Consider the following 25,274-nt stretch of genomic DNA (forward strand, 5'->3'; position numbering starts at 1 on the left):
CCGCCAGTAACACCACCGTCAGGGATAGGCGGGTACCCGCCAGGATCCTTGCCAGCAAATCGCGCCCGAGCTGATCGGTGCCGAGCCAGTGCATCCCGCTTGCCGTTTCGCTGCCCGGCGGCAGGAAGGTATCCGCCAGGTTGTTGGTTAACGGGTCGGGCAAGGGCAGCCACGGGGCCACCAGTGCCAGCAGGATCACGATGCCAAGCAATAAGCCCCCCAGCGCCCCGTCACCTGAGATCAGGCGGCGAGGGCGACGGGTCAGGGCGCGTCCGGGAAAAATCATTTCAGCCTCAAATCATACAGCGGGATGCGGGCGTCGGCGCGACCGGTAAAGTTCAGGCTGTCGCTGTTGGCATACAGAGAATCCTCACGGTACAGCGGGATCAGCGGCTGCTCTTTGGCGACAACTTTCTGGATATCCTGCAGGATAACTTCACGCTTCTTCGCATCTACCGTTGCGCGGCTGGCGTTCAGCAGTTTATCCAGTTCAGGGTTGCTGACCGTGGAGTAAGGCTCGCCGGAGTGCAGGATAGGGTACAGCGCGGCATCGGCATCCAGGGTTTGGGTTGAGCCCCACGCCAGCATGTACATTTCCGCCTGTTTACCGGAAGCCACCTGCTGGGTATAGACGGACCACTCAGGCACCTCAAGCTGCGCCTTCACGCCGATGGCGGCCAAGTCCTGCACAATCGCCTGAGCCACTTCGGCGCTGGCGATATAGCGACGTGGCGCCTGGAACTTCAGCGTGAAGCCGTCCGGGTAACCCGCTTCCTTAAGCAAGGCTTTAGCTTTGGCGATGTCCTGCTCAGGGGCCGGAACATTGAGGTAACCAAAGTCCTTGGCGCCAGCCATGGTACCGGTTGGCGTACCAAAACCGTGCAGCAGCTGGGTGGTATAGGCTTGACGATTCAGCGCCAGCGACAGCGCCTGGCGAACCCGCGCATCACTTAAAGGTTTCTCACCATTCTTCAGGCCGAGATAAATAGTCAATCCGCCGCCTTTCACCTGCTCAAGATGAATGCCCGGTTTATTTTTCAGCGTAGAAACGAGGTCAGCAGGGACGCTGTCAACCAGCTGTACTTCTCCTGTTAACAGGGCGGTAATGCGGGCAGTCGCTTCCGGGATTGGGCGCCATGTCACCTGGTCAATTGTAGGTTTTCCACGCCAATAATGTGGATTAGCCTGCATAACGACACGTTCATCTGGTATAAATTCTTTTAATGTATATGCTCCACTACCAATAGGTTTTCGTGCAAATTCCGCAGCACCGACTTTACTTACATAGGCAGGCGGCACGATGTAGGTCGGATAACGGCTCATACGGGTTGTCAGCAGCGGGTCAGGGCCGTCAGTGTGAATGCGAACCTGATAGTCGCCGGTCACTTCTACCGACTTGATGGTGCGGATGTAAGAGATGGTTGGCGCGTGGTTGGCCGGGTCCAGAATGCGGTCAATAGAGAATTTCACTGCCGCCGCGTTAACGGGTTCACCGTTGGTGAAAGTAACGCCGGGGCGCAGGTCGAATTGCCAGGTCGTGTCATCCAGCGCTTTCCAGGAGGTGGCAAGACCGGGCTGGAGCTGCATGTTTTTATCGCGCAGGACCAGCGTATCGAAAATATTGTCCACCAGGGTGGCGGCTTCTTTAAGAAAACCGGGATCCATCGCGGTGGCGGAAGCCGGTTGGGCTATAACTAATTCACTTGCGTAGCTAAAGGGGGTTACCAGGCTAATTAATACAGCCAGAGTTGCGAGCTTACGGCCAGATGCTTTCATTGTAGTCAATCCCTATACGTTACCGTCTAAATTATTGACGGATATCGAATGTTTCGTCAGGTTAATTCGCATGGTGGTATAAATTTGTGGTAAGAGTACATGATATATCCTATATACTCCATTGATGACAAGCCAGTTATTAAACTGCAAATACAAAGTAGTTATTTTGCTATAGGAAATAAACATGCTTGACTTAGAAAAAGCGCAAAGAATGAGTTTAACCATGCAAGTCGAGGGCAGGTTAAAGAGTGCGTTGATCGTGGGAACCTTAAAACCCGGCGCAAGATTAGTGACCAAAGAGATTGCAGAGCAGCTTGGCACCAGCATTACGCCGGTGCGTGAAGCGCTGTTGCGTCTTGTTTCTTCTGGCGCACTGGACGCGACGCCGGCGCAGGCTTTTTTGGTGCCTGAAATTTCTCTGGGGCGCTACCACGAAATTACAACCATCCGTAAAAATCTGGAGGGTATGGCGGTAGAGCAGGCGGCGCGTTACATGGATAAAACCAAACTCTCCCGTTTGCAGCAGCTTTGCGATGCGTTTCTTGAAGCGAAACATATCAGCGTTGAGGCGGCGCTGCAGGCCAATCGGGAGTTTCGTTTCCAGCTGTTTGAGTACGCCGAGATGCCAACGCTTACCGTATTAATTGAGCAGCTTTGGGTGCGCATTGGACCATGTTTTAATTATCTGTACCCGCAGTCGGAAGAAATGACTCAGGGGCATCATAATTACGACGATCTGCTGGAAGCCCTGGCCGAAAAAGATGAAAAGCGCAGCGTGAAAGCAATTCATAAAGCGATAGACGACGGGGCAGATATTTTACGCCGACAGTACTTTGGTTAAAGACTAAACGTCTTTAATTTATTAACGCACAGCAAATAAATGGCCTTTTGTATTACTCTGGATGTGCTCAGAGCCAGCAAAAGGCCATCATTTATATTTATGGCAGCATTAATTGGCGTTCGGCTAACTCAGCGCCTGTGCGAGATCGGCCTGCAAATCTCCGGCATCTTCAATCCCCACTGACAATCTAATTAGCTGCGGCACAATGCCGTTACTTAAACGCTGTTCGAGCGGGATAGAAGCATGGGTCATGCTGAAGGGCTGGCTGACCAGGCTTTCCACGCCGCCCAGGCTTTCGGCGAGCGTAAACAGCTTCAGCCTGCGGATCACTTCCTCGGCCCGCTTTTCATTCCCGCGAACCACAATAGAAATCATGCCGCCAGGCTGCGACATTTGCTGGCGTGCAAGCTGATGCTGCGGGTGAGTCTCCAGCCATGGGAAATAGACTTTTTCTACCTCAGGATGCGTCTGGAGCCACTCTGCCAGCTGGAGCGCGTTGCTGCTGTGGCGTTCCATGCGCAGCGCCAGAGTCCGAATGCCCCGCAGCGTCAGGAAACTGCTGAACGGGTCGAGCACGCCGCCGACCGCATTTTGCAAATAACCAAGCTGCTGCGCCAGGTCGTCATTAGCGCCGACCACCGCCAGCCCGGCGACAACATCAGAATGGCCGTTCAGGTATTTGGTGGCCGAGTGCACCACGATATCGAACCCGGACTCCAGCGGGCGCTGAAGCGCAGGCGAAGCGAAGGTGTTGTCGGCCACGCTTATCAGGCGATGGCGTTTGGCGATATCCGCAATCGCCGCCAGGTCTGCCAGCTTAAGCAGCGGGTTGGTGGGGGTTTCCACCCAAATCATGCGCGTTTCAGGCCGAATGGCCGCCTGCAGCCCGTCGAGATCGTCAGGCTTTACCCAGCTTACCTGGAGCGCGGCGCTGCGTTTGCGCACGTTTTCAATCAGTCGCCAGGTGCCGCCGTACACGTCGTCAACGGCGATAATATGGCTGCCGCTGTCCAGCAGCTCGAGCACGGTTGAGATAGCCGCGAGGCCAGAAGCAAACGCGTAACCCCGCTGGCCGCCTTCGAGTTCGGCAATCGCCGTTTCCAGCGCCTGGCGGGTGGGGTTGCCGCTGCGCGAGTATTCAAAACCGGTATGCTGGCCAGGTGCCGGTTGGGCAAAAGTCGATGTGGCATAAATCGGTGGCATCACCGCGCCGTGTGCATCCTCGAAAGTACCGCTGTGCACGCTCTGGGTAGCAAATTTATTCATGAATTTTCCTTAATAGTTACGCCAGGTTTTGCTGGCTGAGCCATTGATCGTTAAACATTTTTGATAAATATTTGTTACCGCTATCGCAGGCGAAGGTGACCACGCGTTTCGGCGTGTTCTGTGCCTGGCAATAGCGCAAGGCGGCGGCGAGCAGGGTGCCAGTTGAAGAACCCGCCAGGATGCCTTCGTGGGTTAGCAATTCACGGGCCGTGGAAAACGCTTCGCGGTCGCTGATCCGGTATGCGTGCTGGACGCGCTCAAAGTCGGCAAGCGATGGCACAAAGTCTTCACCGATGCCTTCCACCAACCAGCTGCCCACTTCGCCATATCTACCGTGCTCAACCACATCGGCAAGAATGGAGCCGCAGGGATCGGCCAGCACAAACTCGGTTTGCGGGGAATGCTGGTGGAAAAACTGCTGCAGGCCGCCCAGCGTGCCGCCGGAGCCGACGCCAACGACGATGGCGTCAATGTGGCCCCCGGTTTGCTCCCAAAGCTCAACGGCCGTGCCGCTGGTGTGGGCCAGCGGGTTTGCGGCGTTAGAGAATTGATCGATGTAATAACTGCCCGGGATATCTGCCGCCAGCCGCAGGGCGTAATCCTGGTAATATTCCGGGTGGCCTTTAGTGACGTCCGAGCGGGTCAGGCGCACGTCCACGCCCAGCGCTCGCAGGTGGAAAATCTTTTCCTGGCTCATTTTGTCCGGCACCACCAGAATCAGCGGGTAGCCTTTTTGCGTGGCAATCAGCGCCAGCCCCAGCCCGGTGTTGCCCGCTGTGGCTTCAATAATCGTGCCCCCCGGCTGCAGCTTACCGCTGCGCTCGGCGTGTTCGATCATCGACAGGGCAACGCGGTCTTTAATTGAACCGCCGGGGTTTTGGTTTTCCAGCTTAAGCAGCAGCTCGCAGCGGCCGGTATCAAGGTGATTGAGCCGCAGCAGCGGGGTGTGGCCTATCAGGTCCAGGACGGAATCGGCAATCATCGTTCTCTCAACATGAAAAGTGTTCATGTATGGAATGATAGGGCGGCGAATTGACGCTTCTAAAGAACATAAACCCGTGGTTTAGATCGGAAAGTAATATAATGTGCTGCTCTGGCGGTAGGGAAGGAAAGCCGTTCGGATGTCCGGAATGGGGGATGGCTAAACGAGCCGTCTTTTGCCGGTTTAAGCCTGTTTTTTACACAAAAAAGCCAGCGGCTTATGCGCTGGCTGGCTTTGAATTTGCGAAATTGTACTAAGCGAAAGGCTAATTGCTCCGCCGGTCGCGGATCCAGTCCTGGACTTCGATAACAAATTCATCCGGTGCCTTGCGGTACATGCGGCGGGCCAGATCCAGTACGGTATGCTGGGCTAGCGCTTCTTCCATACGCTGCTGGGCAATGTTCATTACCGCGCGCACGCCGCAAATCCCTTCGCAGGCCCATTCGGGCGGCGTTGCTTCAAAGACGGCCAGCCGCTGTCGAATCTCTTTGCAGTCGAAAATACTTTTCTCACCGTCGATGGCTGCCACAATGTCCAGCACGCTGATTTGGTCCGGCGGGCGAGAAAGGATAAACCCCCCGCCTTTACCTTCGCTGCTGATGACCAGCCCCGCCCTGGAAAGTTTGGTGAAAATTTTACCGAGATAGTCGTAGGGCACGCCCTGCAGTTCGGCGATTTCGCGCACGTTCATTTCGCGGCCTTCGCCTTTGCCATCCACCATGCATATCAGGCTATGAATGCCGTACTCCACGCCCGAACTGTAAAACGCCATGCTGCCTCCGACTCATTTAATCCAGGTAATGTAGGGATTTTACTCACGCGATGCAATCTGTAACCCCGAAAACAGAGGATTAAAAATAAACTCCGAAAGATCTTGTCGTAGTTAACTGCGACAAGTATAGTCGCAGTCGTTGGCCACTGAGGGCCTTTACCGGAGTAGAACCATGCAACAGAAGATCCTGATCCTTGGCGCCGGCTTTGCCGGTATGTGGGCGGCCCTGAGCGCGGCCAGACTGGTGGCGATGCATAACCGTGACGACATTGAGATCGCCGTGCTGGCTCCCCAGCCTGAGCTGCGCGTTCGCCCACGTTTTTACGAAACCGAGGTGGCTTCGCTGGTCGCTCCTCTTCAGCCGCTGTTCGACGTCACCGGCGTGACTTTTGTGAAAGGCGAGGCGCAGCGTATCGACAGCGTCAATCAGTGCGTCTGGTACCGTGACCAGCAGGGCAACAGCACACCGCGACAGTACGATCGGCTTGTTCTGGCTACCGGCAGCAACCTCAAGCGCGACCTGATCGACGGCGCGGCAGAGCATGCTTTCGACCTCGACCAGCTCGAGAGCGCCCTGAGACTGGAGCAGCACATTTCAGACTTAGCGCAGCAGCCGGAAAGCGAAGCCCGCAACACGGTCATTGTCTGTGGCGGCGGCTTTACAGGCATTGAAATGGCGACCGAACTGCCGGGCAGATTGCGCGCGGTACTGGGCAAAGAAACAAATGCTCGCGTTATTGTGGTGGAACGGGGCGATAAAATCGGCGGTCGCTACAGCCGCGAACTGCGGGATGTGATTGCTACCGCCAGCGAAGAGCTGGGCGTGGAGTGGCGACTGAATACCGACGTCCGCGAAATTGATGCGAACGGCATTGTACTGGCCGACGGCGAACGCATCGCCTCCAGCACGGTAATTCTGACCGCAGGCGTGCAGGCCAGCCCGCTAACCGCGCAGATTAATGCCCCGCGTGATAAGCAAGGCCGTCTGCACGTGGATGCCTTTTTGCGGGTGGAAGGGCAGCCAGCTATTTTCGCGACGGGGGATGTGGCGCGTGCCGAGACGGATGAACAGGGCAACCTCGCGCTAATGACCTGCCAGCACGCCATCATGCTGGGCCGCTTTGTGGGCTATAACGTGGCGGCAAGTCTGCTGGACGTCACGCCACTGCCATACCGCCAGATTAACTATGTCACCTGTCTCGATCTCGGCGGCTGGGGCGCGGTGTTTACCGAAGGCTGGGAGCAAAAAGTGACGCACGTGCGCGAGGAAGCGAAGAAAATTAAGTTGTCGATTACTCAGGAACTCATTTACCCGCCGGTGGCAGACAGAAAAATCGCCTTTGAAACGGCGGATCCGTTAGCGCCGTTCGTCTAAGGGATTTATCATGCTGCCGAATGTTTATCAGGAGGTAGCATGGCTAACGATATCACTTTTTTCCGCCGCTTTGAGCACGACATTATCGCCGGGCTAAAAACGATTACGCTGCGCGACAGCAGCGAATCTCATTTTCAGCCCGGCCAGCGTTTGCGCGTGGGCCGCTACGAAGATGACGTCTATTTCTGTACGATCGACGTGATCGGCGTGACGCCGGTGCTGCTTGATGATTTGGACGAGGAGCACGCCCGCCAGGAGAACATGACGCTGGCAGAGCTTAAACAGGTGATTGGTGAAATCTATCCGGGATTGAATGCGTTGTACGAGATTTCGTTCCGGCTGGTGAAGTGAACCTTCGCCCGAGATTAGCATGATGGAAGGGGGGTAATCGTGCGTTTGCTTGTATTGGTGACTGGTAGTATCAGCGATACTTCTTGCGCAAATACAACAAGACATTATGCAAAATGACTTTTTAAAACAGCTCCAGCATTTTCTGAGGGATATAGAAAAAGCTGAGCAGGCGGCTCAGGTTCCTCAGAGGCTCGCCGATTATCTTTTCTCAAACCAGGCGTGCCTGGATGAAAGCAATATTACGCTCGATTTGATTAATGCCCTGAGTGACTGGCTGGAAGGTAAACAGCAAAACCTGAATCAACTCTACCTGTCACTCTATCTTTTCTGGCTGAGCGCGCTGGCGCGCAACGGTATCGATATTTTTTATTTTGGCGAGCTGAACAAGCTGCAAATGCTCGGATCGCGCTTTAGAGATTCGGCCATCAATAACCTCTATTACCTCAGTTATGAAGAGACAAATCATCAGGAAATCACCGCTTTTCATAACAAAATTGCCGCCAGCACGGCCCCTTTTATTCTCTACGATCCGCAGGGACTAAAGCTGGCCTTTGCGGTTGAACATCCTCAGGCCATAGGCTGTATTTCGTTGTACGATTTGCTGATTGATAATTTCATTCCCTTAAGCACAACAGCTACTCAGTACACGCATTTGCTGGCGCAGCAATATGCCGCGCTGGCTAATCCAAACGTCAGAACAGTCATTATAGGTAACTCCTACAGTTTTTATGGCTTCCCTGACGCGCTGTTTGAACACAGCATAAATCTTTCTACCCACAGCCTGGGGCTGAAGCAGGCCCAGCAATTAACGGCGCATATTATTGAGCGTTATCCGCACGTGCAAAACTTTGTGTATTGCCTGGGCTTCTTTGATCTGTACAGCGACCTGTTAAAAACAAAAGATGACTTTAACCAGCAAATCATCCACGCCTGGAGCCAGCTCAATAGCCATTACAGGATAAAGCCGGAAGAAGGGATAACCGCCGACGGCATGCAGGCGTTTAGCCGGCTGGTGATGCCGACGCCGGTGCAAGGGCAAGCGATAAATGGACTCGAGGATAATAATGCCAGGGCGCAAATTTGTGAGTCCGCACGCCTTGTTTTTGCCCGCAGCGACTCACTCCCTGCCATGCAGCAGAAAGAGGAAGCCCAGAAGCGGGGGATCTCTCACTCGAAATCAGTGAAGCACCAGACAACGCTTGCAGAGAATAAACCCCGCGTGGCTGAGATGAGCGTTCAGTTGGCGACAAAAGGCAAAAAGGTTATCTGGCTAACGCCGTCTTTCCCGTCAGACTACGTGGACAATCTTGATGCTGAGATGAAACAGACGCATCGCCAATATTTTGCAGACCTTGAAGGGGCGCATTCGCGTTTTATCGATCTCTCAGAACATCCCGCTTTTGCACGCGAAGATTTCCGCGACGGCGATCACCTGAACTATTTGGGGGCTGGGAAAATGATTAGCATACTGCGGGCGCTGGGTGTGGCGCTGTAACCTCTGGAGACAACAAGGGAAGGGCAACCCCTTCCCCGGTTTCAATGCTATCAGGCCGGTTGGCTGGCCTGTTTCAACATCTGGTAAAGCTCTTGTTTTACCCTCAGTTTTTCTTTCTTCATCTGCACAACTTCATCGTTGTATCCCGTCCCTTGCGGCCCCTCCTTGCGCAAAATCTCGCTATCAAGACGGTTGTGTTTGTTAAACAGGCTGAGAAAGCGGGGGTTTTCGGACTTCAGGTGGGTAATCAAATCACGGTACTCAGGAAACATGTCAGGCCTCCCTGGTCAGTAGGTTGGTGAGTGGATTAACAACTGGCTGATGCCAACTTCAGTTTAGAACCGAATTTGCGATAAGGGAAAGTACAAAAAAGCATCGTTTTGTCAATTTGCGATCCCGGCAGCACCTTGCCGGAATGGATGTCATTCTCATTGTTTAAACCTGGTGATAACGCCGCAAAATGATAAAGACAGCCGCTGTGTCGTGCTCTAAGATATGTCTATGATATATCTTACACACCTAAAAGGTACGCTATGACAACGCAAAATAACGCTAAAAAAGTGCCGGTTCGGGTTCGTAACGAACTGAAGTTTCGTGAATTAACGGTTAAAACGAAAACGCTGATTGCCAATACGTTTTACCGTCTGGTCTTCATCAGCCCGCAGCTGGCGGATTTCTCTTCCCAGGGATTTGACGACCACATCAAAGTCTTCTTCCCGGCTGAAAATGGCGAATTCACTCCGCCGCAGGTCACCAGCGAGGGCATTGTCTGGGGAGAGGGGGCTCGCCCACAGTCGCGTGACTATACGCCGCTGGATTTCAATGCCGAACGCGGTGAATTAACCCTGGATTTCTATTTGCACGACGGCGGCGTAGCCAGCAGCTGGGCGAAAGATGCGCAGCCGGGTGACAAGCTGTTCATCGGTGGCCCACGGGGCTCTCTGGTCACCCCAACGGATTATCACTGGCAGCTGTACGTGACCGATGAAAGCGGGCTGCCTGCGGTGCGCCGCCGTCTGCAGTCGCTGAGTCAGGATGTTCAGGTCGAAGTCCTGGTTAACTGCCACCATTCCGACAGCCTGGGCTATCTGAACGAATTCCCTGCGGTAAATGTGCGGGCGTTAACTCACGCGGAGATCGCCGGGTACCTGAAGCAGATTGAGATCCCTGCCGACGACTATTACATCTGGATTGTTGGCGAAGGCAAAGAGGCTAAAGCGCTGGGAGATTACCTGCTGGAAGTCCGCGCCCTGGACGCCGACCTGGTACGCGCCGTCGCCTACTGGCATGACAAATAAGGTCCCAAACTATGCGTATTCATCATCTGAGACAGCACAAATGCGAGCGCCACGAACAGCATCGCGGCAGGGGCGGTCATGGCCGCCATGAGCAAAGCCACCCGGAGGGGCGCGCTCGCCATCGCCGCGAACGTCTGTTTGACGCCAACGATATCCGCCTGCTGATCCTGCATCTGCTGGCAAATGGCCCGGCCCACGGCTACGAACTGATCAAATCCATCGAAGGGATGGCGAAAGGGGAATATGTGCCGAGCCCCGGTATTATTTACCCGAACCTGACGCTGATGGAGGAGATGGGCTTTATTACGGTGGGCGAAGGGCAAAGTGGGAAAAAATCCTTCACGCTGACGGCGGAAGGACAAACCTCGCTTGAAGAGCAGCAGCTCGAACTGGAAGCGGTGACCACTCGACTCGCTACCCTTGGCGTTCTCGGCGACAACCGCCGTTTGCCCGAAGTGCAGCGGGCTATTCATAATTTTAAAACGGCGCTGCACGCCAAACTGGGCAGCGCCGAGCTGTCGAAAGAGACGCTGTATAAGATTATCGACACGCTGGATCAGGCGGCAAAAGACATCGAACGCAGCTAGAGCCTGCCCTGGCGCGGGAGAAGAAACATTCAGTCGCGCCGGGATTCTATCGGCCTTGCTTAGCTGGAAAACGTTTAGACATTGGCTGTTTTACCGGCGATAACGAGATCGGCATAAAGCGCCTTAATCGCCTGCCTGAGCCAGATAATTTTCGGGTTATGGCGGTTACGTTTGTGCCAGATCATCATATAGGGTGCCCGGAATTTTTGCAGAAGCCCGGCATCAAACGGCAGGGGACGGGAGACCAGCGGCAGGTGGTGAAGCTGGCCGTAATGCCGGCAGTAGCCCGGAGCGGTCGTCAGCAGAGAGTGCCCGGGCTGAGCGGCCATAAACAGAGACTGCTCGAATCCCGGCAGGCTCAACGCAATATCCCGCTTGCGCCCCATTTCTCTCAGGATATCATCCAGCGCCCAGGTATCGCTTTGTTCCCAATAAATGCTGATATGGGGATAGCGCAAAAAAGTGTCCAGGTTCCACTCTTCCTGGAGAGCCGGATGATCTTCTCTCAGCCAGACACAGGGAGAGTCATAAAAGAGCACTTCACAGTCGATAGACAACGGCAGATTCAGCTGCCCTTGAGAACGCGGATAGCTCTCACGACCGGTGAAACCAACATCCACACTTCCACTCGTAATGGCGTCCAGCGCGTCGTAATCCCAGTGATGCAGCCTGATAGTCGCCTGAGGATAGCGCTGATAAATCTGCTGCGACAGGGCATTGAACATGATCATCATCAGCGGTAATTCAACCACAAGCTCAAACTTCAGTCCGCTCGGCGTCTCATGGTGAGCGTTATCCAGCAGCTGATGGCTCATTTGCATCCAGTCCGCCAGTTCCTGCGCCATGCTTACCATCAGTGGCGTAGGGACGAGTCCCTGAGGAGTATTTACAAATAATGAATCATCAAACCACGCCCGCAGTTTTGCCAGCGATTTGCTGATCGCCGAAGGCGTGACGCTCAGCCGTTTTGCCGTGCGGGTGACGCTGCGCTCCTGCATCAGCAACTGCAGGCAGAGCAGCAAATTAAGATCGAGGCTGTTGATTGTTTTCTTCATACTCAACTACGGCTCTGGGAGAGGCGACAAGGAAAATCAGTAAAAGGCTGACAATGCTACAGCCAATCAGAATTCCGATCAGCATATTCAGCGCATCGATACGCAAAATGGCGGCCAGCCATATCCACAATGATGAACCACACACCTGTGCCACTCCGAGCGTTGAGCTGGCTACCCCTGCCCGAAGTGAAAATGGCCCCAGCGCCTGGCTCATGGCCACGCCAAATCCGACGGAGAAACCTGCGCACACAAGCGTGAGTCCGACCAGCGTGAGCAAGTTTGAATCGGCCATGCTCAGGAGCAGACCCGCCGCCAGAAACAGCGTCTGAGACGTTATCATCATTGTGCGGGGCTGAAATATGCTCAGGGCAAACGGAGTAGAGAATGAAACGCTCATGCTGACGACGGCCGTTAACGCCATTGTGGTGGCGTATTCCCCGCGAGCTAAGCCCAGCCCCTCCATCAATAACACGGGGGAGGTGTTAACGAAGGTGAGGATGACCGTTACGCTAAGGGTTGTTATGGCCAGCCGACTGAGGAAGAAACGGTTAATCAACGACTCGGCTTTCGGCAAAGAAACCAATGAGCTGGCACCGTTGGCTGCTGGCCTCGTCTCTTTCAGTACCAGCAGGGAAAGCAGCAATACCGCGAGCCCCATTCCGGTCAGGGTATAGAACAAACTTTGCCACGGGAAAATAAGCATAATCAGATGCCCCAGCACCGGCGCCATCACCGGCACGATGCAGGTGATTCCGTTCATTAACGAGAGCACTTTGGTTCTGCGTCGCTCATCCAGGGCATCCCGCAGAATTGCAAAAGCGACCACGTAGCAGGCTCCCGCCCCGATCCCCTGACCCAGCCGGCCCGCCAGAAACAGCGTGCTGTGCTGCGCCGAGGCGCATATCAGGGAGGCGGCAATAAAAATTACCGAACCGAATATTGCCACCGGCTTACGCCCCGAGCGGTCCGCCACGCGGCCGGCAAAAAGCATGGAACAGGCCATTCCGGCAAGATAAACGGAGAAGGCAATATGCAGCTGCGCCTCGCTGGCGTTAAGATCGGCCGCAATACGCGGTAAACCGACCAGATACATATCAATGCCCGCAGGGTAGAGCAAAATCAGGGCAAAACTGCAGATTAGAAAGCGTGTCATGGCGTCCTCAGTGTAATAGCGACGCTCAGCATAAGGGGAGAATCCTGCAGATACGAATTGCCATCTGGACAACACTCTTTTCCTGTGAGGAAATCAACACGCGATACGGTCGGGGAGAGCGCTGGCCGATGAGGAACAGCGCTACATGGTGGGTATTTTATAACGCTGGCAGACGGCACAGACGGCGGGGCAAAAACCTTAACGCTATTTCTTGTGGCTCAGCGCATAATTTGCCAGGCCGCAAATCCACTCCTGATGTGCGTTTAGCATAGGGTTAGGCAACGTCCTCGCCAGGTCACGCGCGGGCTGCCCGTTTTGCGTTTCCTGAGTCAAGATGCGTACCCGGCCAGACGATAGATTCTCAATCAGCCAGGCGTGACGCACGTCCAGCTCTGGGGACGCTTCGCTGCCAACCCAGCCGTGCCAGGCGAGACGGCCTGGGATTTCCCCCTGCGGGGCGACAAACTCCACCACTTCGGCTTCAACCGGGAAACTAAAGGTCGTAAAGCGGAAGCGCGACCCTGCCGTTAACGTCGGCCCGCTGGCATCATGAAACACAATATCGGACACGTTGCTGTAATAGCGTTCCCAGGCCGAGGTTTGCGTCAGCCAGCGCCAGACTTCGCTGGCGTCCAGCCCGATCATAATGATTTCGTTAGAAGCGAAGTTATCGCTAAAACCGGGGATAAAGCCCTGCGGCCAATGAATTGAATGCATCTTGGATTCCTCACGTTTCGTTGCTGTGAGGCGAGAATATCGACACGCTGGATATAAAACCAATCGTCAAATTTAATCTCAGATATAATGTAATTTTATATCTGGAGGCAGGCGATGCGCGATTTACGCAGTCTGGATCTTAACTTACTGAAAACCTTCGATGCTTTGCTGCAGGAGCGCAGCGTAACTCGCGCCGCCTCGCGCCTGTCTCTGACGCAGCCTGCCGTCAGCGGGATGTTGACGCGGCTGCGCGAAAGCTTCGACGATCCGCTGTTTATCCGCAGCCAGCGGGGCATCGTGCCAACGGAGCGAGCGTTACAGCTCGAGCAGCAAGTGAAACGCATCCTGCACGAAGTTGAACTGCTGCTGCGCCCGGCTGAGTTCGACCCTAAAACGTCTACGCTGACGTTTACCCTCGCGGCCACGGACTATGCGCTGCAGGCCATCGTGCTGCCTTTTATTAATGCACTCCGGCGTGAAGCGCCGAATATGCGCGTCTCGGTGCGCCCGCCGGTTGACGGGCAGCTTCAGCCGATGCTGGAAAGCGGCGAGCTGGACCTTTCCATCATGACGACTTTTTCGCTGTCGGCTGACCTCCACGTTCACACTCTGTATGAGGAGCATTACGTTTGTGCGATGGGGCAGCAGCATAGCCTGGCCCGGCAGCGGGCGATCACCCTGGATCAGTTTTGTGCCTGCGATCATGCGCTGGTGTCGTGGAGCGGTGGGGAGTTTAGCGGCGTGACCGACAGCGCTTTGCAAAAAATAAAGCGTTCGAGGCGGGTTAGCCTGTCAGTGCAGAGCTTCTTATTTTTAACCGAGATTTTAAAAACCAGCGATCTGATGGCCGTGGTACCCGCGAGGCTTATTGCCGGACAAGCGAATATCGTCAGCCATCAGCCGCCGCTGGCGATCCCTGGTTTTACCAAAGTCGCCGCATGGCATGAGCGCACGCATCACGACAGCGCGCACCGATGGGTAAGGGAGTTGTTATTTCGCAGCTGCGGGGCGTGATTTTTCGAAGCGAATATCTTCCCCACCTTGCTCACCCACAGCCAGCCAGCCGTGGCGCTGATAAAACGCAGCGGCGCGGCTGGCTGCCGCCGTTTCAAGCCAGATAGTGGGCTGCTGAGCAAAGAGAAACGCCTCGGCTTTTTCCAGCAGCAGTCTGCCGACGCCCTGGCCTTCAAACTGAGGCAGAACGAACATGGCAAACAGGCAGGCTTCTTCGGCAATCGCCATCGAGAAACCGGCCGGCTCACCCTCCACGTCTGCCAGCCAGATACACGGCGATTCGGCAATAATATCGGCAATAGTCTGCGGTGTGATGCCCATTTCGGCCATTTCTTCGCGCGACAGATGATTCTCTTTGACGCTGGTGCGGATGGTGAAAATAGTCTCGATGTCCGCCAGGGTGGCATCCCGAAGGGTGAGATTAGGTGACATAAAATTCCTTTTTAATCTCCCCCGACAAAAGCCGGAGGGGAAAAAGCTTACTGGAAGCTGTAGCTGACGTTGACGCCCACGCCATAGTTACGCCCTGGCGCTGGCTCGAAATAGCGGCCATTGCCTTCATTGACAATCACCGACCCGACGTAATCGCGGTCGAACAGATTATCAACTCGTCCCCAGATGTCCAGCAGCCAGTTTTGCCGCACGTGAAGCTTGTAGCCGGTATTCCATCCCACGGTGGTCCAGGTCGGGGCTTTGGCGCTATTCTGGTCATTCGCCTGGATATCGCTCATGTAATGAACATCCGCGCCCGCATACCAGCCATCTTCAGGCGCGTAGCCAAACGACGCGTAACCCATGTTGCGGGCGATGCCCGGCATTCGGTTACCGCGGCAGTCATTTGCCCCGCATACGTTGGTGCGGTAGGTCGCCTCCAGGTACGTCCAGGCCATTTTCAGTCGCCAGTCGGCGGCAAACTGCTGATCGAGAGAAAGTTCCAGCCCACGGCGGCGAGTTTCGCCGGCATTTTTATAGGTGGTACGCCCGCCACTGCTTTGATCAACCACGATCTCATTATCGGTGTCGGTCTGGAACAGGGCGGCGGTAAACAGGCCATTGCCAACGCGGTTTTTGCTGCCTACTTCTACCGTTGTGCTGGTGGACGGCTGCAGAGCAAAGTTAAGCCCGGCCGCGCCGTTGTCGCGGTAAGAAAGCTCGTTAATGGTCGGCGTTTCAAACCCACGGCCAGCGGAAGTGTAAATATTCCAGCCGTCGGTGACGGCATATTTCAGCGACGCCGCAGGCAGCCACTTGTGATAGCTGGCGCTGCCGCTGTCGTCGCCGTTTGTCCCGACGATGTAATAATCGTTGGAATCAAAATAGACCGAGCTGAAGCGCATGCCCGCATCCAGGCTGAGTTTGTCGGTAAGCTGCCACGTGGTTTGCAGGTACGGGTCGAGGTTCCACATCAGGTTGCGTTCGTTGCGGCGCAGATTGCCCTGTTCGCCGAGCACCGTGGCGCCGTTCACCGTCACGAAATTCTCGTAGCCTTTGCGCTTCTCGGTCATCGTCTCGTAGTCCAGCCCGGTGGTGAAGCTGACCGGCACGCTGCCGAGTTCGCCGTTGTGCGTCCAGCGGGTATCAATGCCCTGGTAATGCCTTGCCAGTTGGATCACGCCCCCCGGATGCGTTGGGTTTTTCTGCGCTGATTCAGGAATGGACTGAAACTGCGTAGTTTCGCGCACGCCCGCGTACATCATCACGCTCAGGTCATCGTGCTCGCTGAGCTGCCGGTCGTAGCGCAGGCCGCCCTGGGTTTGCTTCGTTGTTTTTCGCGTATTGTACTGATCGGCGCGGGGTGCCTGCGTTGGGTTATCGCGCCACTCTTGCTCGGTCAGGCCGCCGGGATCGTTGGCGTCAATATCCACGCTGTTGAACAGCAATGTCAGCTTGCTGACATCGTTCAGGCGGACGCCGAGTTTCGCATTCCCAAGATTCTTCTGTGCGCTACTGTGGTCACGGTAGCCGTGAGTGGTAAAGCGCGAGGCAGAAATTGCATAGTCCACATCCCCGGCCTGCGTGCCGTCGCCGGTGGAGCCGGTGGCTTTCACGCTGTTGCGCCAGCTGCCAAAGCTGCCGTAGTAACTACTGGCCTCAACGGTTGGCGGCTGTCGGCCTGTTTCCGTTTTGACATTAACCACACCGCCGGACGAGTTGCCGTAGAGCGCGGAGAACGGGCCGCGAAGCACTTCCACGCTGTCCACGCTGTTCAAATCAATATTGGACGTTTGCCCCTGGCCATCCGGCATGGTGGCCGGAATGCCGTCCACATACATGCGCACGCCGCGCACGCCGTACGTCGAGCGTGAACCAAAACCGCGCACGGAAAGCTGTAAATCCTGAGCATAGTTTTGGCGGTTTTGAATTTGCAGGCCCGGCACGCTGCCGAGGTTTTCCGACAGGTTTATCCGGGGAGCAGCCTGGCGCAAATCATCGCCATACACCACGCTGACCGCAGCTGGCGTATCGAGCTCAGAAACGGTTGTCGGTTTAGCGGTGACCAGCAGCGTAGATTCGTCTTTGGGCTGTGTGTCAGCGGCTTGTGTAAAACCGGGAGTGAAAGCCGGGATCAGGAGAAGGGAAAGGGCGGTTTTATGCGTGTGGAGCGTTTTTTTCTGGGGTTTCTTCATCGGGGAGTGTTTTACGGTATGCGCAATTGTCAGAATTGTGAACTGTATATGTTAGTTCCTGTGTGTAAGTTTTGAAAATTATTAGCGCACGTAACGTTAACAATAAGTTATGACTGATGAAATTAACGGCGAAATATTTTTAATTTTTTCTGCATCCAGCGGCGCACCCTCAATCGTATATCAGACTGTGAGCAACTCTCTTGCTCCCTACAATTGAGGAATTCAACATGAACAAGTATTTTACCTCCGCCGTGTGCGCCTCTGCTTTCTTCAGTACGCTGAGCATTGCCTCAATGACGAACGATTCCGTAATGGTCGGCGGGGCTGCGATGTACCCGTCAAAAAATATTGTTGAGAACGCCGTGAATTCTAAAGATCACACCACGCTGGTTGCGGCGGTGAAGGCCGCAGGTTTAGTGGATACGCTGGAGAGCAAAGGGCCGTTTACCGTCTTTGCCCCAACTGATGCCGCGTTTGCCAAACTGCCGGCAGGCACGGTCAGCAACCTGGTGAAACCAGAAAATAAAGCCACGTTGACCAGCATCCTGACGTACCACGTGGTGGCAGGGAAATACGACATGAAAGCGCTGGAGAAAAAAATCCAGCAGGGTGGCGGCAGCGCAGAATTAAAAACGGTGAACGGCCAGCCGCTGTGGATCATGAACAATGGCCCGCACAATATTCAGATTAAAGACGGGAAAGGCAACATCGCCAATATCAGCACCTATGACGTGAACCAGAAAAATGGCGTGATAGACGTGATTGATACCGTACTGATGCCGAAGTGAGTGTCTATACTCGATCCAGGCCCGTCGCCTGGTCGAGAAAATTATGGATAAAACTCTGGTAGAACAGCAGGTAAAACTGATGCGGGCGGTTGCTGAAGGCGACCGCCGCGCATTTGAACAACTCTATCGCTTGACGTCCCCCCATTTGTTTGCCGTGGCGCTGCGTACCGTGCAGCGCCGGGCGTTGGCCGAAGAGATTCTGCACGATGCTTTTCTCACGGTATGGAATAAAGCCTCAGGCTACGATCCGGCCATCAGCGCCCCCGTGACCTGGCTGACCCACATCGTTCGCAACCGCTGTATCGACTGGCTGCGCAGCGGCCAGTCCCGCGCGGCAAATCAGGAAGACGAACTCAGCGACAATGCTGCGGAAATAGAAAGTGAAGGGGACAACGGCTGGGGCGATGAACAGCAGGCAGGCCGCCTGCGCGGTTGCCTGGACAATTTGACCAGCGAGCAGCGGCAGAGCGTGGTGCTGGCCTACTACCAGGGGATGTCCCACGGCGATATCGCCGACTGGCTACAGCAGCCCCTCGGCACGGTGAAAAGTTGGATTCGGCGGGCGCTGGATCACCTTAAGGATTGCGTCGGACTATGAACAGCAGCCAAGAAATAGATAACGCCCTGGCCTCTGAATACGCGCTGGGCACGCTGCGCGGGAGTGCCCGGTTGCGCTTCGAAAAACGTCTCCATGCCGAGCCGGATCTCGCCGCGCTCGTGGGCCGCTGGCAAACCCTGCTTGGTGGCCTGGACAGCCAGACCCAGCCGCAGCTTCCGCCGGAAACGGTGTGGAAGAAAATTCAGCTTAGCCTGCCGCCCGAGCGGAATGCCGTCGTGCGCTCGCGTTGGAACTGGAACTATCTTGGCTGGGCGCTCGCCGCCGGGCTTGCTGCAGTTGCGCTGGTGCCATACTTCAGTAGCAAAGCACCGGAGCTGGCACCGCTTATGGTGCTTAACGGTGCCAGCCAGCAGGGGCAGTGGCTGGTGAGCGCCGACAGCGACCGTAAAACGCTGCGCATGACGCCGCTGCAGCTGGCCTCCGTCTCCGCCAGCAATAGCCTGCAGCTGTGGGCTATCCCGGTTGGCGCGAAGCCCGTCTCGCTTGGGCTTTTGGACAGTAAATCGGTGACCCAGGTGGGTAACGGAAACGTGACATTGTCACGAGGTGTGACGATCGCCATCAGCCTGGAGCCGCAAGGCGGTTCGCCAACCGGGCAGCCAACGGGGCCGGTAGTGTATAGCGGGGTGTTGTGAATAAGTTTACTGCGAATGTGATGGCGATGAAGGGGATACGTGTCCCCTCTCCCCGGTGGGGAGAGGGTTAGGGTGAGGGGCACTACTCGTGGTGATCGTGGACCTGCTGAGCCACTTCATGCACGCGCTTACGAGCGCCAAACCAGCCCAGCGTCAGCAGAATCGCCAGCACCGGAATAGAAGCAATCGTGAACGTCCCGTTCGGGTAATCCATCGCCATCAAGACCAGCACGCCAAGCAGGAACAGCAGCGTCAGCCAGGAAGTAAACGGCGCGCCCGGCAGCTTGAAGCTCACGTCGTCCGCTTTCCCTTCTTTAATCGCCTTGCGCAGGCGAATCTGGCACAGCACGATAAACGCCCAGGAGGTGATGATGCCCAGAGACGCCATATTCAGCACGATCTCAAACACCTGCGAAGGCACCAGATAGTTGAGGAACACGCCAAGCACGTACACGCCGCTGGTGACCAGAATCCCGGCATACGGCACCTGATTCTTGCTCATTTTCGACATGAACTGTGGCGCGGAACCGCCCATCGACATCGAACGCAGAATACGCCCGGTGCAGTACAGGCCGGAGTTCAGGCTGGAGAGCGCGGCGGTTAACACCACGATATTCATCACGTCGCCGATGTAAGGCACGCCGAGCTTCGAGAAGAAGGTCACGAACGGGCTTTGTCCCGCCTGATAGGCGTTCCACGGCAGCAGCAGAACCAGCAGCACCACGGAGCCAACATAGAACAGGCCGATACGCCAGATAACGCTGTTAATGGCCTTCGGCACCATGGTTTTCGGGTCTTTACATTCCCCGGCGGCGGTACCTACCAATTCGATAGAGGCGAAGGCGAACACTACGCCCTGAATCAGTACCAGCGCAGGCAGCAGACCGTGGGGGAAGAGACCGCCGTTATCGGTTATCAGATGGAACCCGGTGCTGTTACCGTCAATCGGTTTCCCGGTGCCGAGGAAAATGGTGCCGACGATCAGGAAGGCGACGATAGCCAACACTTTGACCAGCGCAAACCAGAACTCCATCTCGGCGAACCATTTCACGCCAATCATGTTCATCGCCGCAACCACGGCGAGCGCGCCGAGGGCGAAGACCCACTGCGGCACATCGCCGAACGCGCCCCAGTAATGCATGTAGAGCGCCACGGCGGTGATGTCCACGATACCGGTCATCGCCCAGTTGACGAAATACATCCAGCCGCAAACGTAGGCGGCTTTTTCACCGAGGAATTCACGGGTGTAGGAGACGAAACTGCCGCTGGACGGGCGATGGATAACCAGCTCGCCCAAAGCGCGGAGGATGAAGAAAGAGAAAATGCCGCAAACCAGATAAATTAACGCCAGCGCGGGCCCTGCTGCCTGCAGGCGCGCACCTGCGCCGAGGAACAGGCCGGTACCGATGGCACCGCCGATAGCAATCATCTGCACGTGGCGATTGCCCATCGCCTGGTGATACCCCGAGTCCTGAGAATTCAACCAGCGCCGTTTGGCGGCGCGGTGTTCCGCTTCAGTCTTTGTTTTCATTGAGATTCCTGTCTGCCTTTGAGTTAAAAAGCGCCGTCCTTTTCCGCCCGTTAATTCTGGCTGCGGAGGCCGTGAAAAAGAGGGCGAGGAATCCTGGCAGAAAATTGAATGAGAAGCAAAATTACAAACTTGTCATTTTAGTGGCGGCGTTCTGTTGGTGTGACGGGCGTAACATTCCTGCTATACCGGGACTCAGAGAAGCGCTGCATCATGAACATAAAATGGTCAAAAAAAGGGCTGGCGATGGCCTGCGTGCTGGCAGGGGTGGCAGGACTTTGGCTGTACTCCCAGGCTTCATCGCCGGCAACGCAAAAGAAAACGGCGCTTCCGAAAGTTAGCCTGATAGCCGCGGCCAGCCAAACGCTGCCGCTAACGTTCTCCACCCAGGGGCATCTCGTGTCGCTCAATGAGGTGGATATTCGCGCGCAAATCACCAGCCCGGTAAGCCAGGTTGCCTTCCACGAAGGGGATTTTGTTAAGCAAGGGCAGCTGTTGTTTGTGCTGGATGATGCCGAAGAGCAGGCCGCGCTGGGTCACGCCCAGGCCCAGTTGGGGATCATTAAAGCCGAGCTGGATAAAGCCGCTCGCGACCTCAGCCGTGGCCAGCCGCTGCTGAAAACTCACTACATTTCGTCTTCAGACTGGGATGCGCTGGTCAGCGCGCAACAGCAGGCGGCGGCGCAGTACAAGTCCGCCCAGGATGATATACACACCGCCCAGGCGCAGCTCGCCTATACCCGCATTTACGCGCCTGTTAGCGGCAAAACAGGCGCATTGAACGTGCATATCGGCAGCCTTGCGCAGCCGGGCAGCACGCTACCGATGGTCAGTATTAATCAGTTTGACCCGATTGGCGCAGAATTTACCCTGCCGGAGCAGGATCTCAACGCGGTGGTCGCCGCGCAGCATCAGGGGCCGGTGGAGGTGCAAGTGACCGACGCCAGCGGAAAACCGGTGACCGGCACGCTCAGTTTCATTGATAACACCGTCAGCCAGGACAGCGGCACGGTGAACTTTAAAGCCCGCTTTGCGAACGGTGAAAACCAGCTCTGGCCGGGGGCCTATCAGAACATTACGGTCAGCGCGGGCAGCACGCCGAATGTCGTTGTTTTACCGCCTCAGGCCGTGCAGGACGGCCCCGACGGGCATTTTGTCTACGTTATCGACGCCCAAATGCACGCCACAACGCAACCGGTCACATTGTTGCGCATCCAGCAGCAAATGGCGGTGGTGAGCGGCATTCAGCCCGGCATGAAAGTGGTGCTGGAAGGGGCCAACGCCCTGCGTCCGGGAATGGCCGTGAAGGTGGTTAACGCGCCAGCGGGGTCTGCATCATGACATTTGCCGAACAATGCCTGAAACGGCCAATTGCCGTGATGCTGCTGTGGCTGGCGGTGATGGTCGCCGGCGCGGTGTGCTGGTTTAAACTGCCCATTGCCGCGCTGCCCAACTACGACACGCCGACGATTCAGGTCAGCGCTTCGCTTTCCGGTGCCAGCCCTGAAACCATGGCTTCGTCGGTGGCGACGCCGCTGGAGAAAAAGCTGTCGACCATTCCCGGCGTGGTGAACATGACCTCCAACAGCCTCGAGGGCGCGACGACTATCGTCATTGAGTTCGATCCGTCCCGGGATATTGATTCGGCGGCGGTGGACGTGCAGTCCGCGCTGTACCAGGCGTTAAAACAGCTGCCGTCGCAGATGACCACGCCGCCGTCATTCCGCAAAATTAACCCGGCGGATGCGCCGATCATTCAAATTGGCATCGATTCCCCGTCGATGGCGCTGTCTGACCTGAACCGCTTCTCGGATGACCTGATCTCACCGGCGCTTTCCACCCTGAACGGCGTGGCGCAGGTGACGGTGCTGGGGCAGAAACGCTATGCCGTGCGCGTGGAGGTCAACCCGGACAAGCTGGCGGCGACAAATCTTACGCTGGAAGATGTACATACCGCGCTCGCGGCCGCCAACGACAACTCACCGATAGGCGAACTGGACGGTAAACGCCAGATGGTGATGCTGCAAACCAGCGGCGATTTGCGCAACGCTGCAGACTTCGCCAAAGTCATTGTCGCCACGCGAAACGGCCAGCCGGTCAGGCTATCAGATGTGGCCACCGTGCAGGACAGCATTGAAAATACGCTGAGCTACAGCGCTGTGAACGGTAACCGCGCGATTGTACTCAGCGTGCAGCGTCAGCCCGGCGCGAACATTGTTTCCACCATCGATGCCATTCGCCAACTGATGCCTAAACTGCAGGCGCAGATGCCGTCGTCGGTGAGCGTGAAGTTTCTGAACGACCGTTCGCTGTCGATCCGCGCGGCGATTCATGACGTGACGTTAACTCTGCTGTTGACCATCGCCCTGGTGGTGATGGTGATCCTGATGTTCCTGCGCCATATTCGGGCGACGATCATTCCTGCGCTCAGCCTGCCCATTTCTCTGCTCGGCGCCTTTGGCCTGATGTACGCCTTTGGCCTGAGCCTGGACAATATCTCGCTGATGGGGTTGACCATTGCCGTAGGCCTGGTGGTGGACGACGCGATTGTGGTGCTGGAGAACATCATGCGCTACATGGAAGAAGGGGAAACGCCGTATCGCGCCGCGCTGAAAGGGGTGAAAGAGGTAGCATTCACTGTTATCTCCATTTCGCTTTCCCTGGTGGCGGTGTTTATTCCGATCTTCTTTATGCCGGGGACGATTGGCCTGCTGTTCCACGAGTTTGCCTATGTGGTGTCGCTGACGATTCTGGTTTCGGCTGCGGCATCGTTGACCATTATTCCTTTGTTGGTCCCTAAACTTATCCGCGAGCACACGCCGGAAGACAAACCTGAACCGCGCTGGAGCCAGGTCTTTGAGCGTGGGTTCGAAGCGCTGCGCCGCCAGTACGGGAACGGGCTGGAATGGGCCGTGTCTCATCGCGTGATTATGATCGGCGTCGCGCTCAGCACGATTGCGCTGACCATCGGCCTGTACTGGTTTTCACCGAAAGGCTTCTTCCCGCAGGAAGATATCGGGCAGATCACCGCCAGCATTGATGCGCCGCAGGATATGTCCTATCTCGGTCGGCTGGGCGTGGCGCAGCAGTTGGGCAAAACGCTGATGAAAGAACCGAGCGTCAGCGACGTACTGACCCGCGTTGACCACGACACCACGCAGCTAAGCCTGACGCTAAAAGATCAAGGCCAGCGCCCGCCGTTGGACGCGGTGCTGAAACAATTGCGTTCGGAAACCGGCTATTTGCCGGGCATTAAAGTTTACTTTAGCCCGGTGCAAAACCTGCGCGTGGGCGGCCGCAGTGCGAAAAGCAGCTACCAGTACACGCTGCAGGCGGTCAGCAGCGGCGATACCAGCCTCAACGACTGGGCCAACCGGCTGATGGCAGAGATGCAAAAAAGCGGGGTGTTTGTCGGCCTGAATACCGACGCCCAGCTCAACGGGCTACAGGCGCAGTTGGTCATCGACAGAAACAAAGCTTCGCTGATGGGCGTGGATATTCAGCAGATTCGCGACACGCTGTATGACGCCTTCGGGACTTACCAGGTGTCGACAATTTATGCCCCGGAAGACAGCTATGAAGTGATCATGGAAGTGCAGGAGCCGTTCCGACAGGACGAAAGTGATTTGTCGAAAATCTATGTCCGGTCATCAAGTGGGGCGCTACTGCCCATCACCACCTTTACAACGATTTCGCGCACCCAGGGCGTGACGGCGGTCAACCACCAGGGGCAGTTGCCGGCGATTACGCTTTCGTTCGACCTTGCGCCGGGGAAATCGCTGTCGGATGCGACGGCGGCCATTGCCCAGGCCCAGCAGGCGATTCATCTGCCGTCTTCGGTGTTTGGCACCTACGCCGGGCAGGCGGCGCTGTTTCAGCAGTCCCAGAGCAGCCAGATCTGGCTGATTGTGCTGGCGCTGGCGGTGATTTACGTGATTCTCGGCGTGCTGTATGAAAGCTGGATCCACCCGCTGACCATTCTGCTTGGCCTGCCGTCGGCGGCAGTGGGCGCGCTGCTGGCGCTCAGGCTGTTCAATCTCGATCTTACGTTTATCGCGATGATTGGTATTCTGCTGCTGATAGGTATTGTCAAAAAGAACGCTATCATGATGATAGATTTCGCGTTAGTGGCGCAGCGTGAACACGGCATGACGCCGCATGATGCCATTATGCAGGCCTGCTTGCAGCGGTTCCGCCCGATTATGATGACCACGCTTTGCGCTATCATGGGGGCGATCCCCATTGCGCTTGGCCTGGGGGCCGGGGCCGAGCTGCGCCAGCCGATGGGCGTGGCGATTGTCGGGGGGCTGCTGTTCTCGCAGCTGATCACCTTGTTTATTACGCCGGTTCTGTTCCTGCTGTTTGACGGCAACCCACAAGGAACGAAGGAGTGAC

General features: G+C 56.1%; 22 protein-coding genes and 2 pseudogenes. 12 read left to right on the plus strand and 12 right to left on the minus strand.

The window, feature by feature from the left end; genetic code table 11:
* Together A936_RS13735 and A936_RS13740 are read right to left on the minus strand one after the other, a co-directional pair.
* Positions 1 to 286 (minus strand): annotated as a pseudogene (locus tag A936_RS13735) (ABC transporter permease); the annotation flags it as partial.
* The gene (locus A936_RS13740; RefSeq protein ID WP_008458793.1) at positions 283 to 1,776 is read right to left on the minus strand and encodes an ABC transporter substrate-binding protein; all 1,494 of its coding nucleotides are present in this window, start codon (positions 1,774 to 1,776) and stop codon (positions 283 to 285) included. The gene A936_RS13740 and the pseudogene A936_RS13735, both read right to left, overlap by 4 nt.
* 184 nt (positions 1,777 to 1,960) lie before the next feature.
* Here A936_RS13740 and A936_RS13745 point away from each other — a divergent pair, with 184 nt between their 5' ends.
* Complete coding sequence (locus tag A936_RS13745; RefSeq protein WP_008458796.1) at positions 1,961 to 2,617, plus strand: GntR family transcriptional regulator; 657 nt, start codon at positions 1,961 to 1,963, stop codon at positions 2,615 to 2,617.
* A gap of 123 nt (positions 2,618 to 2,740) precedes the next feature.
* On the opposite strand, the gene A936_RS13750 is transcribed toward A936_RS13745, so the two are convergent.
* From A936_RS13750 to A936_RS13760, 3 genes and pseudogenes are all read right to left on the minus strand, one after another.
* Positions 2,741 to 3,883, minus strand: coding sequence for a trans-sulfuration enzyme family protein (locus tag A936_RS13750; protein ID WP_008458797.1), 1,143 nt, complete (start codon positions 3,881 to 3,883; stop codon positions 2,741 to 2,743).
* A 22-nt stretch (positions 3,884 to 3,905) separates the two neighbouring features.
* Positions 3,906 to 4,865 (minus strand): annotated as a pseudogene (locus A936_RS13755) (PLP-dependent cysteine synthase family protein); the annotation flags it as partial.
* 265 nt (positions 4,866 to 5,130) lie between these two features.
* Positions 5,131 to 5,637, minus strand: coding sequence for an RrF2 family transcriptional regulator (locus A936_RS13760; RefSeq protein WP_008458799.1), 507 nt, complete (start codon positions 5,635 to 5,637; stop codon positions 5,131 to 5,133).
* A 172-nt stretch (positions 5,638 to 5,809) separates the two neighbouring features.
* On the opposite strand from A936_RS13760, the gene A936_RS13765 reads away from it, so the two are divergent.
* The 3 genes from A936_RS13765 (at position 5,810) to A936_RS13775 (ending at position 8,858) form a co-directional block, all read left to right on the plus strand.
* A complete protein-coding gene (locus tag A936_RS13765) occupies positions 5,810 to 7,012 on the plus strand; it encodes an NAD(P)/FAD-dependent oxidoreductase (protein WP_008458800.1) in 1,203 nt (400 codons plus the stop codon).
* A gap of 39 nt (positions 7,013 to 7,051) precedes the next feature.
* The gene (gene yqfB / locus A936_RS13770; protein WP_008458801.1) at positions 7,052 to 7,363 is read left to right on the plus strand and encodes a N(4)-acetylcytidine aminohydrolase; all 312 of its coding nucleotides are present in this window, start codon (positions 7,052 to 7,054) and stop codon (positions 7,361 to 7,363) included.
* A 106-nt stretch (positions 7,364 to 7,469) separates the two neighbouring features.
* The gene (locus tag A936_RS13775) at positions 7,470 to 8,858 is read left to right on the plus strand and encodes a hypothetical protein (RefSeq protein WP_008458802.1); all 1,389 of its coding nucleotides are present in this window, start codon (positions 7,470 to 7,472) and stop codon (positions 8,856 to 8,858) included.
* A gap of 50 nt (positions 8,859 to 8,908) precedes the next feature.
* On the opposite strand, the gene A936_RS13780 is transcribed toward A936_RS13775, so the two are convergent.
* A complete protein-coding gene (locus A936_RS13780) occupies positions 8,909 to 9,130 on the minus strand; it encodes an HP1242/YdcH family protein (RefSeq protein ID WP_008458803.1) in 222 nt (73 codons plus the stop codon).
* A 261-nt stretch (positions 9,131 to 9,391) separates the two neighbouring features.
* On the opposite strand from A936_RS13780, the gene A936_RS13785 reads away from it, so the two are divergent.
* The gene (locus A936_RS13785) at positions 9,392 to 10,156 is read left to right on the plus strand and encodes a siderophore-interacting protein (protein ID WP_008458804.1); all 765 of its coding nucleotides are present in this window, start codon (positions 9,392 to 9,394) and stop codon (positions 10,154 to 10,156) included.
* An 11-nt stretch (positions 10,157 to 10,167) separates the two neighbouring features.
* Positions 10,168 to 10,743: a PadR family transcriptional regulator gene (locus A936_RS13790; protein ID WP_008458805.1), complete on the plus strand. Its 576-nt coding sequence runs from the start codon at positions 10,168 to 10,170 to the stop codon at positions 10,741 to 10,743.
* Positions 10,744 to 10,817: 74 nt separating this feature from the next.
* Here A936_RS13790 and yidZ read toward each other — a convergent pair whose 3' ends face one another.
* From yidZ to A936_RS13805, 3 genes are all read right to left on the minus strand, one after another.
* Positions 10,818 to 11,798, minus strand: coding sequence for an HTH-type transcriptional regulator YidZ (gene yidZ / locus A936_RS13795; RefSeq protein ID WP_008458807.1), 981 nt, complete (start codon positions 11,796 to 11,798; stop codon positions 10,818 to 10,820).
* On the minus strand, positions 11,767 to 12,951 hold the full coding sequence (locus A936_RS13800; RefSeq protein ID WP_008458808.1) for an MFS transporter: 1,185 nt from the start codon (positions 12,949 to 12,951) through the stop codon (positions 11,767 to 11,769). The genes yidZ and A936_RS13800 overlap by 32 nt, the downstream gene beginning before the upstream one ends.
* Positions 12,952 to 13,155: 204 nt before the next feature.
* Entirely contained in the window at positions 13,156 to 13,668 is a 513-nt protein-coding gene (locus A936_RS13805; RefSeq protein WP_008458810.1) for an SRPBCC family protein, read from the minus strand.
* Between the two features lie 114 nt (positions 13,669 to 13,782).
* Between A936_RS13805 and A936_RS13810 the strand changes: the two genes are divergently transcribed.
* Entirely contained in the window at positions 13,783 to 14,682 is a 900-nt protein-coding gene (locus tag A936_RS13810) for a LysR family transcriptional regulator (RefSeq protein WP_008458812.1), read from the plus strand.
* Here A936_RS13810 and A936_RS13815 read toward each other — a convergent pair.
* Together A936_RS13815 and pqqU are read right to left on the minus strand one after the other, a co-directional pair.
* Entirely contained in the window at positions 14,659 to 15,114 is a 456-nt protein-coding gene (locus A936_RS13815) for a GNAT family N-acetyltransferase (RefSeq protein WP_008458817.1), read from the minus strand. The two genes, A936_RS13810 and A936_RS13815, sit on opposite strands and share 24 nt — an antisense overlap.
* Before the next feature lie 47 nt (positions 15,115 to 15,161).
* Entirely contained in the window at positions 15,162 to 17,309 is a 2,148-nt protein-coding gene (gene pqqU, locus A936_RS13820; RefSeq protein WP_008458818.1) for a TonB-dependent receptor PqqU, read from the minus strand.
* Between the two features lie 227 nt (positions 17,310 to 17,536).
* On the opposite strand from pqqU, the gene A936_RS13825 reads away from it, so the two are divergent.
* From A936_RS13825 to A936_RS13835, 3 genes are read left to right on the plus strand one after another with little or no spacing between them, the layout of a single operon-like run.
* A complete protein-coding gene (locus tag A936_RS13825) occupies positions 17,537 to 18,097 on the plus strand; it encodes a fasciclin domain-containing protein (RefSeq protein WP_008458820.1) in 561 nt (186 codons plus the stop codon).
* Positions 18,098 to 18,140: 43 nt separating this feature from the next.
* Positions 18,141 to 18,695: an RNA polymerase sigma factor gene (locus tag A936_RS13830; protein WP_008458822.1), complete on the plus strand. Its 555-nt coding sequence runs from the start codon at positions 18,141 to 18,143 to the stop codon at positions 18,693 to 18,695.
* The gene (locus tag A936_RS13835) at positions 18,692 to 19,351 is read left to right on the plus strand and encodes an anti-sigma factor (RefSeq protein ID WP_008458824.1); all 660 of its coding nucleotides are present in this window, start codon (positions 18,692 to 18,694) and stop codon (positions 19,349 to 19,351) included. The genes A936_RS13830 and A936_RS13835 overlap by 4 nt, the downstream gene beginning before the upstream one ends.
* An 82-nt stretch (positions 19,352 to 19,433) precedes the next feature.
* On the opposite strand, the gene ansP is transcribed toward A936_RS13835, so the two are convergent.
* Positions 19,434 to 20,882: an L-asparagine permease gene (gene ansP / locus A936_RS13840; RefSeq protein ID WP_008458826.1), complete on the minus strand. Its 1,449-nt coding sequence runs from the start codon at positions 20,880 to 20,882 to the stop codon at positions 19,434 to 19,436.
* A gap of 210 nt (positions 20,883 to 21,092) precedes the next feature.
* Here ansP and A936_RS13845 point away from each other — a divergent pair, with 210 nt between their 5' ends.
* Both A936_RS13845 and A936_RS13850 read left to right on the plus strand, forming a co-directional pair.
* On the plus strand, positions 21,093 to 22,220 hold the full coding sequence (locus A936_RS13845) for an efflux RND transporter periplasmic adaptor subunit (protein WP_008458829.1): 1,128 nt from the start codon (positions 21,093 to 21,095) through the stop codon (positions 22,218 to 22,220).
* Positions 22,217 to 25,273 carry an efflux RND transporter permease subunit gene (locus A936_RS13850; protein ID WP_008458830.1) on the plus strand — a complete coding sequence of 1,019 codons (3,057 nt, stop codon included), beginning with the start codon at positions 22,217 to 22,219 and terminating at the stop codon, positions 25,271 to 25,273. Before A936_RS13845 ends, A936_RS13850 begins: the two co-directional genes overlap by 4 nt.
* The last annotated feature ends 1 nt before the right edge of the window (position 25,274 follow it).

Source organism: Enterobacter sp. Ag1 (assembly GCA_000277545.1).
Taxonomy (GTDB): domain Bacteria; phylum Pseudomonadota; class Gammaproteobacteria; order Enterobacterales; family Enterobacteriaceae; genus Cedecea.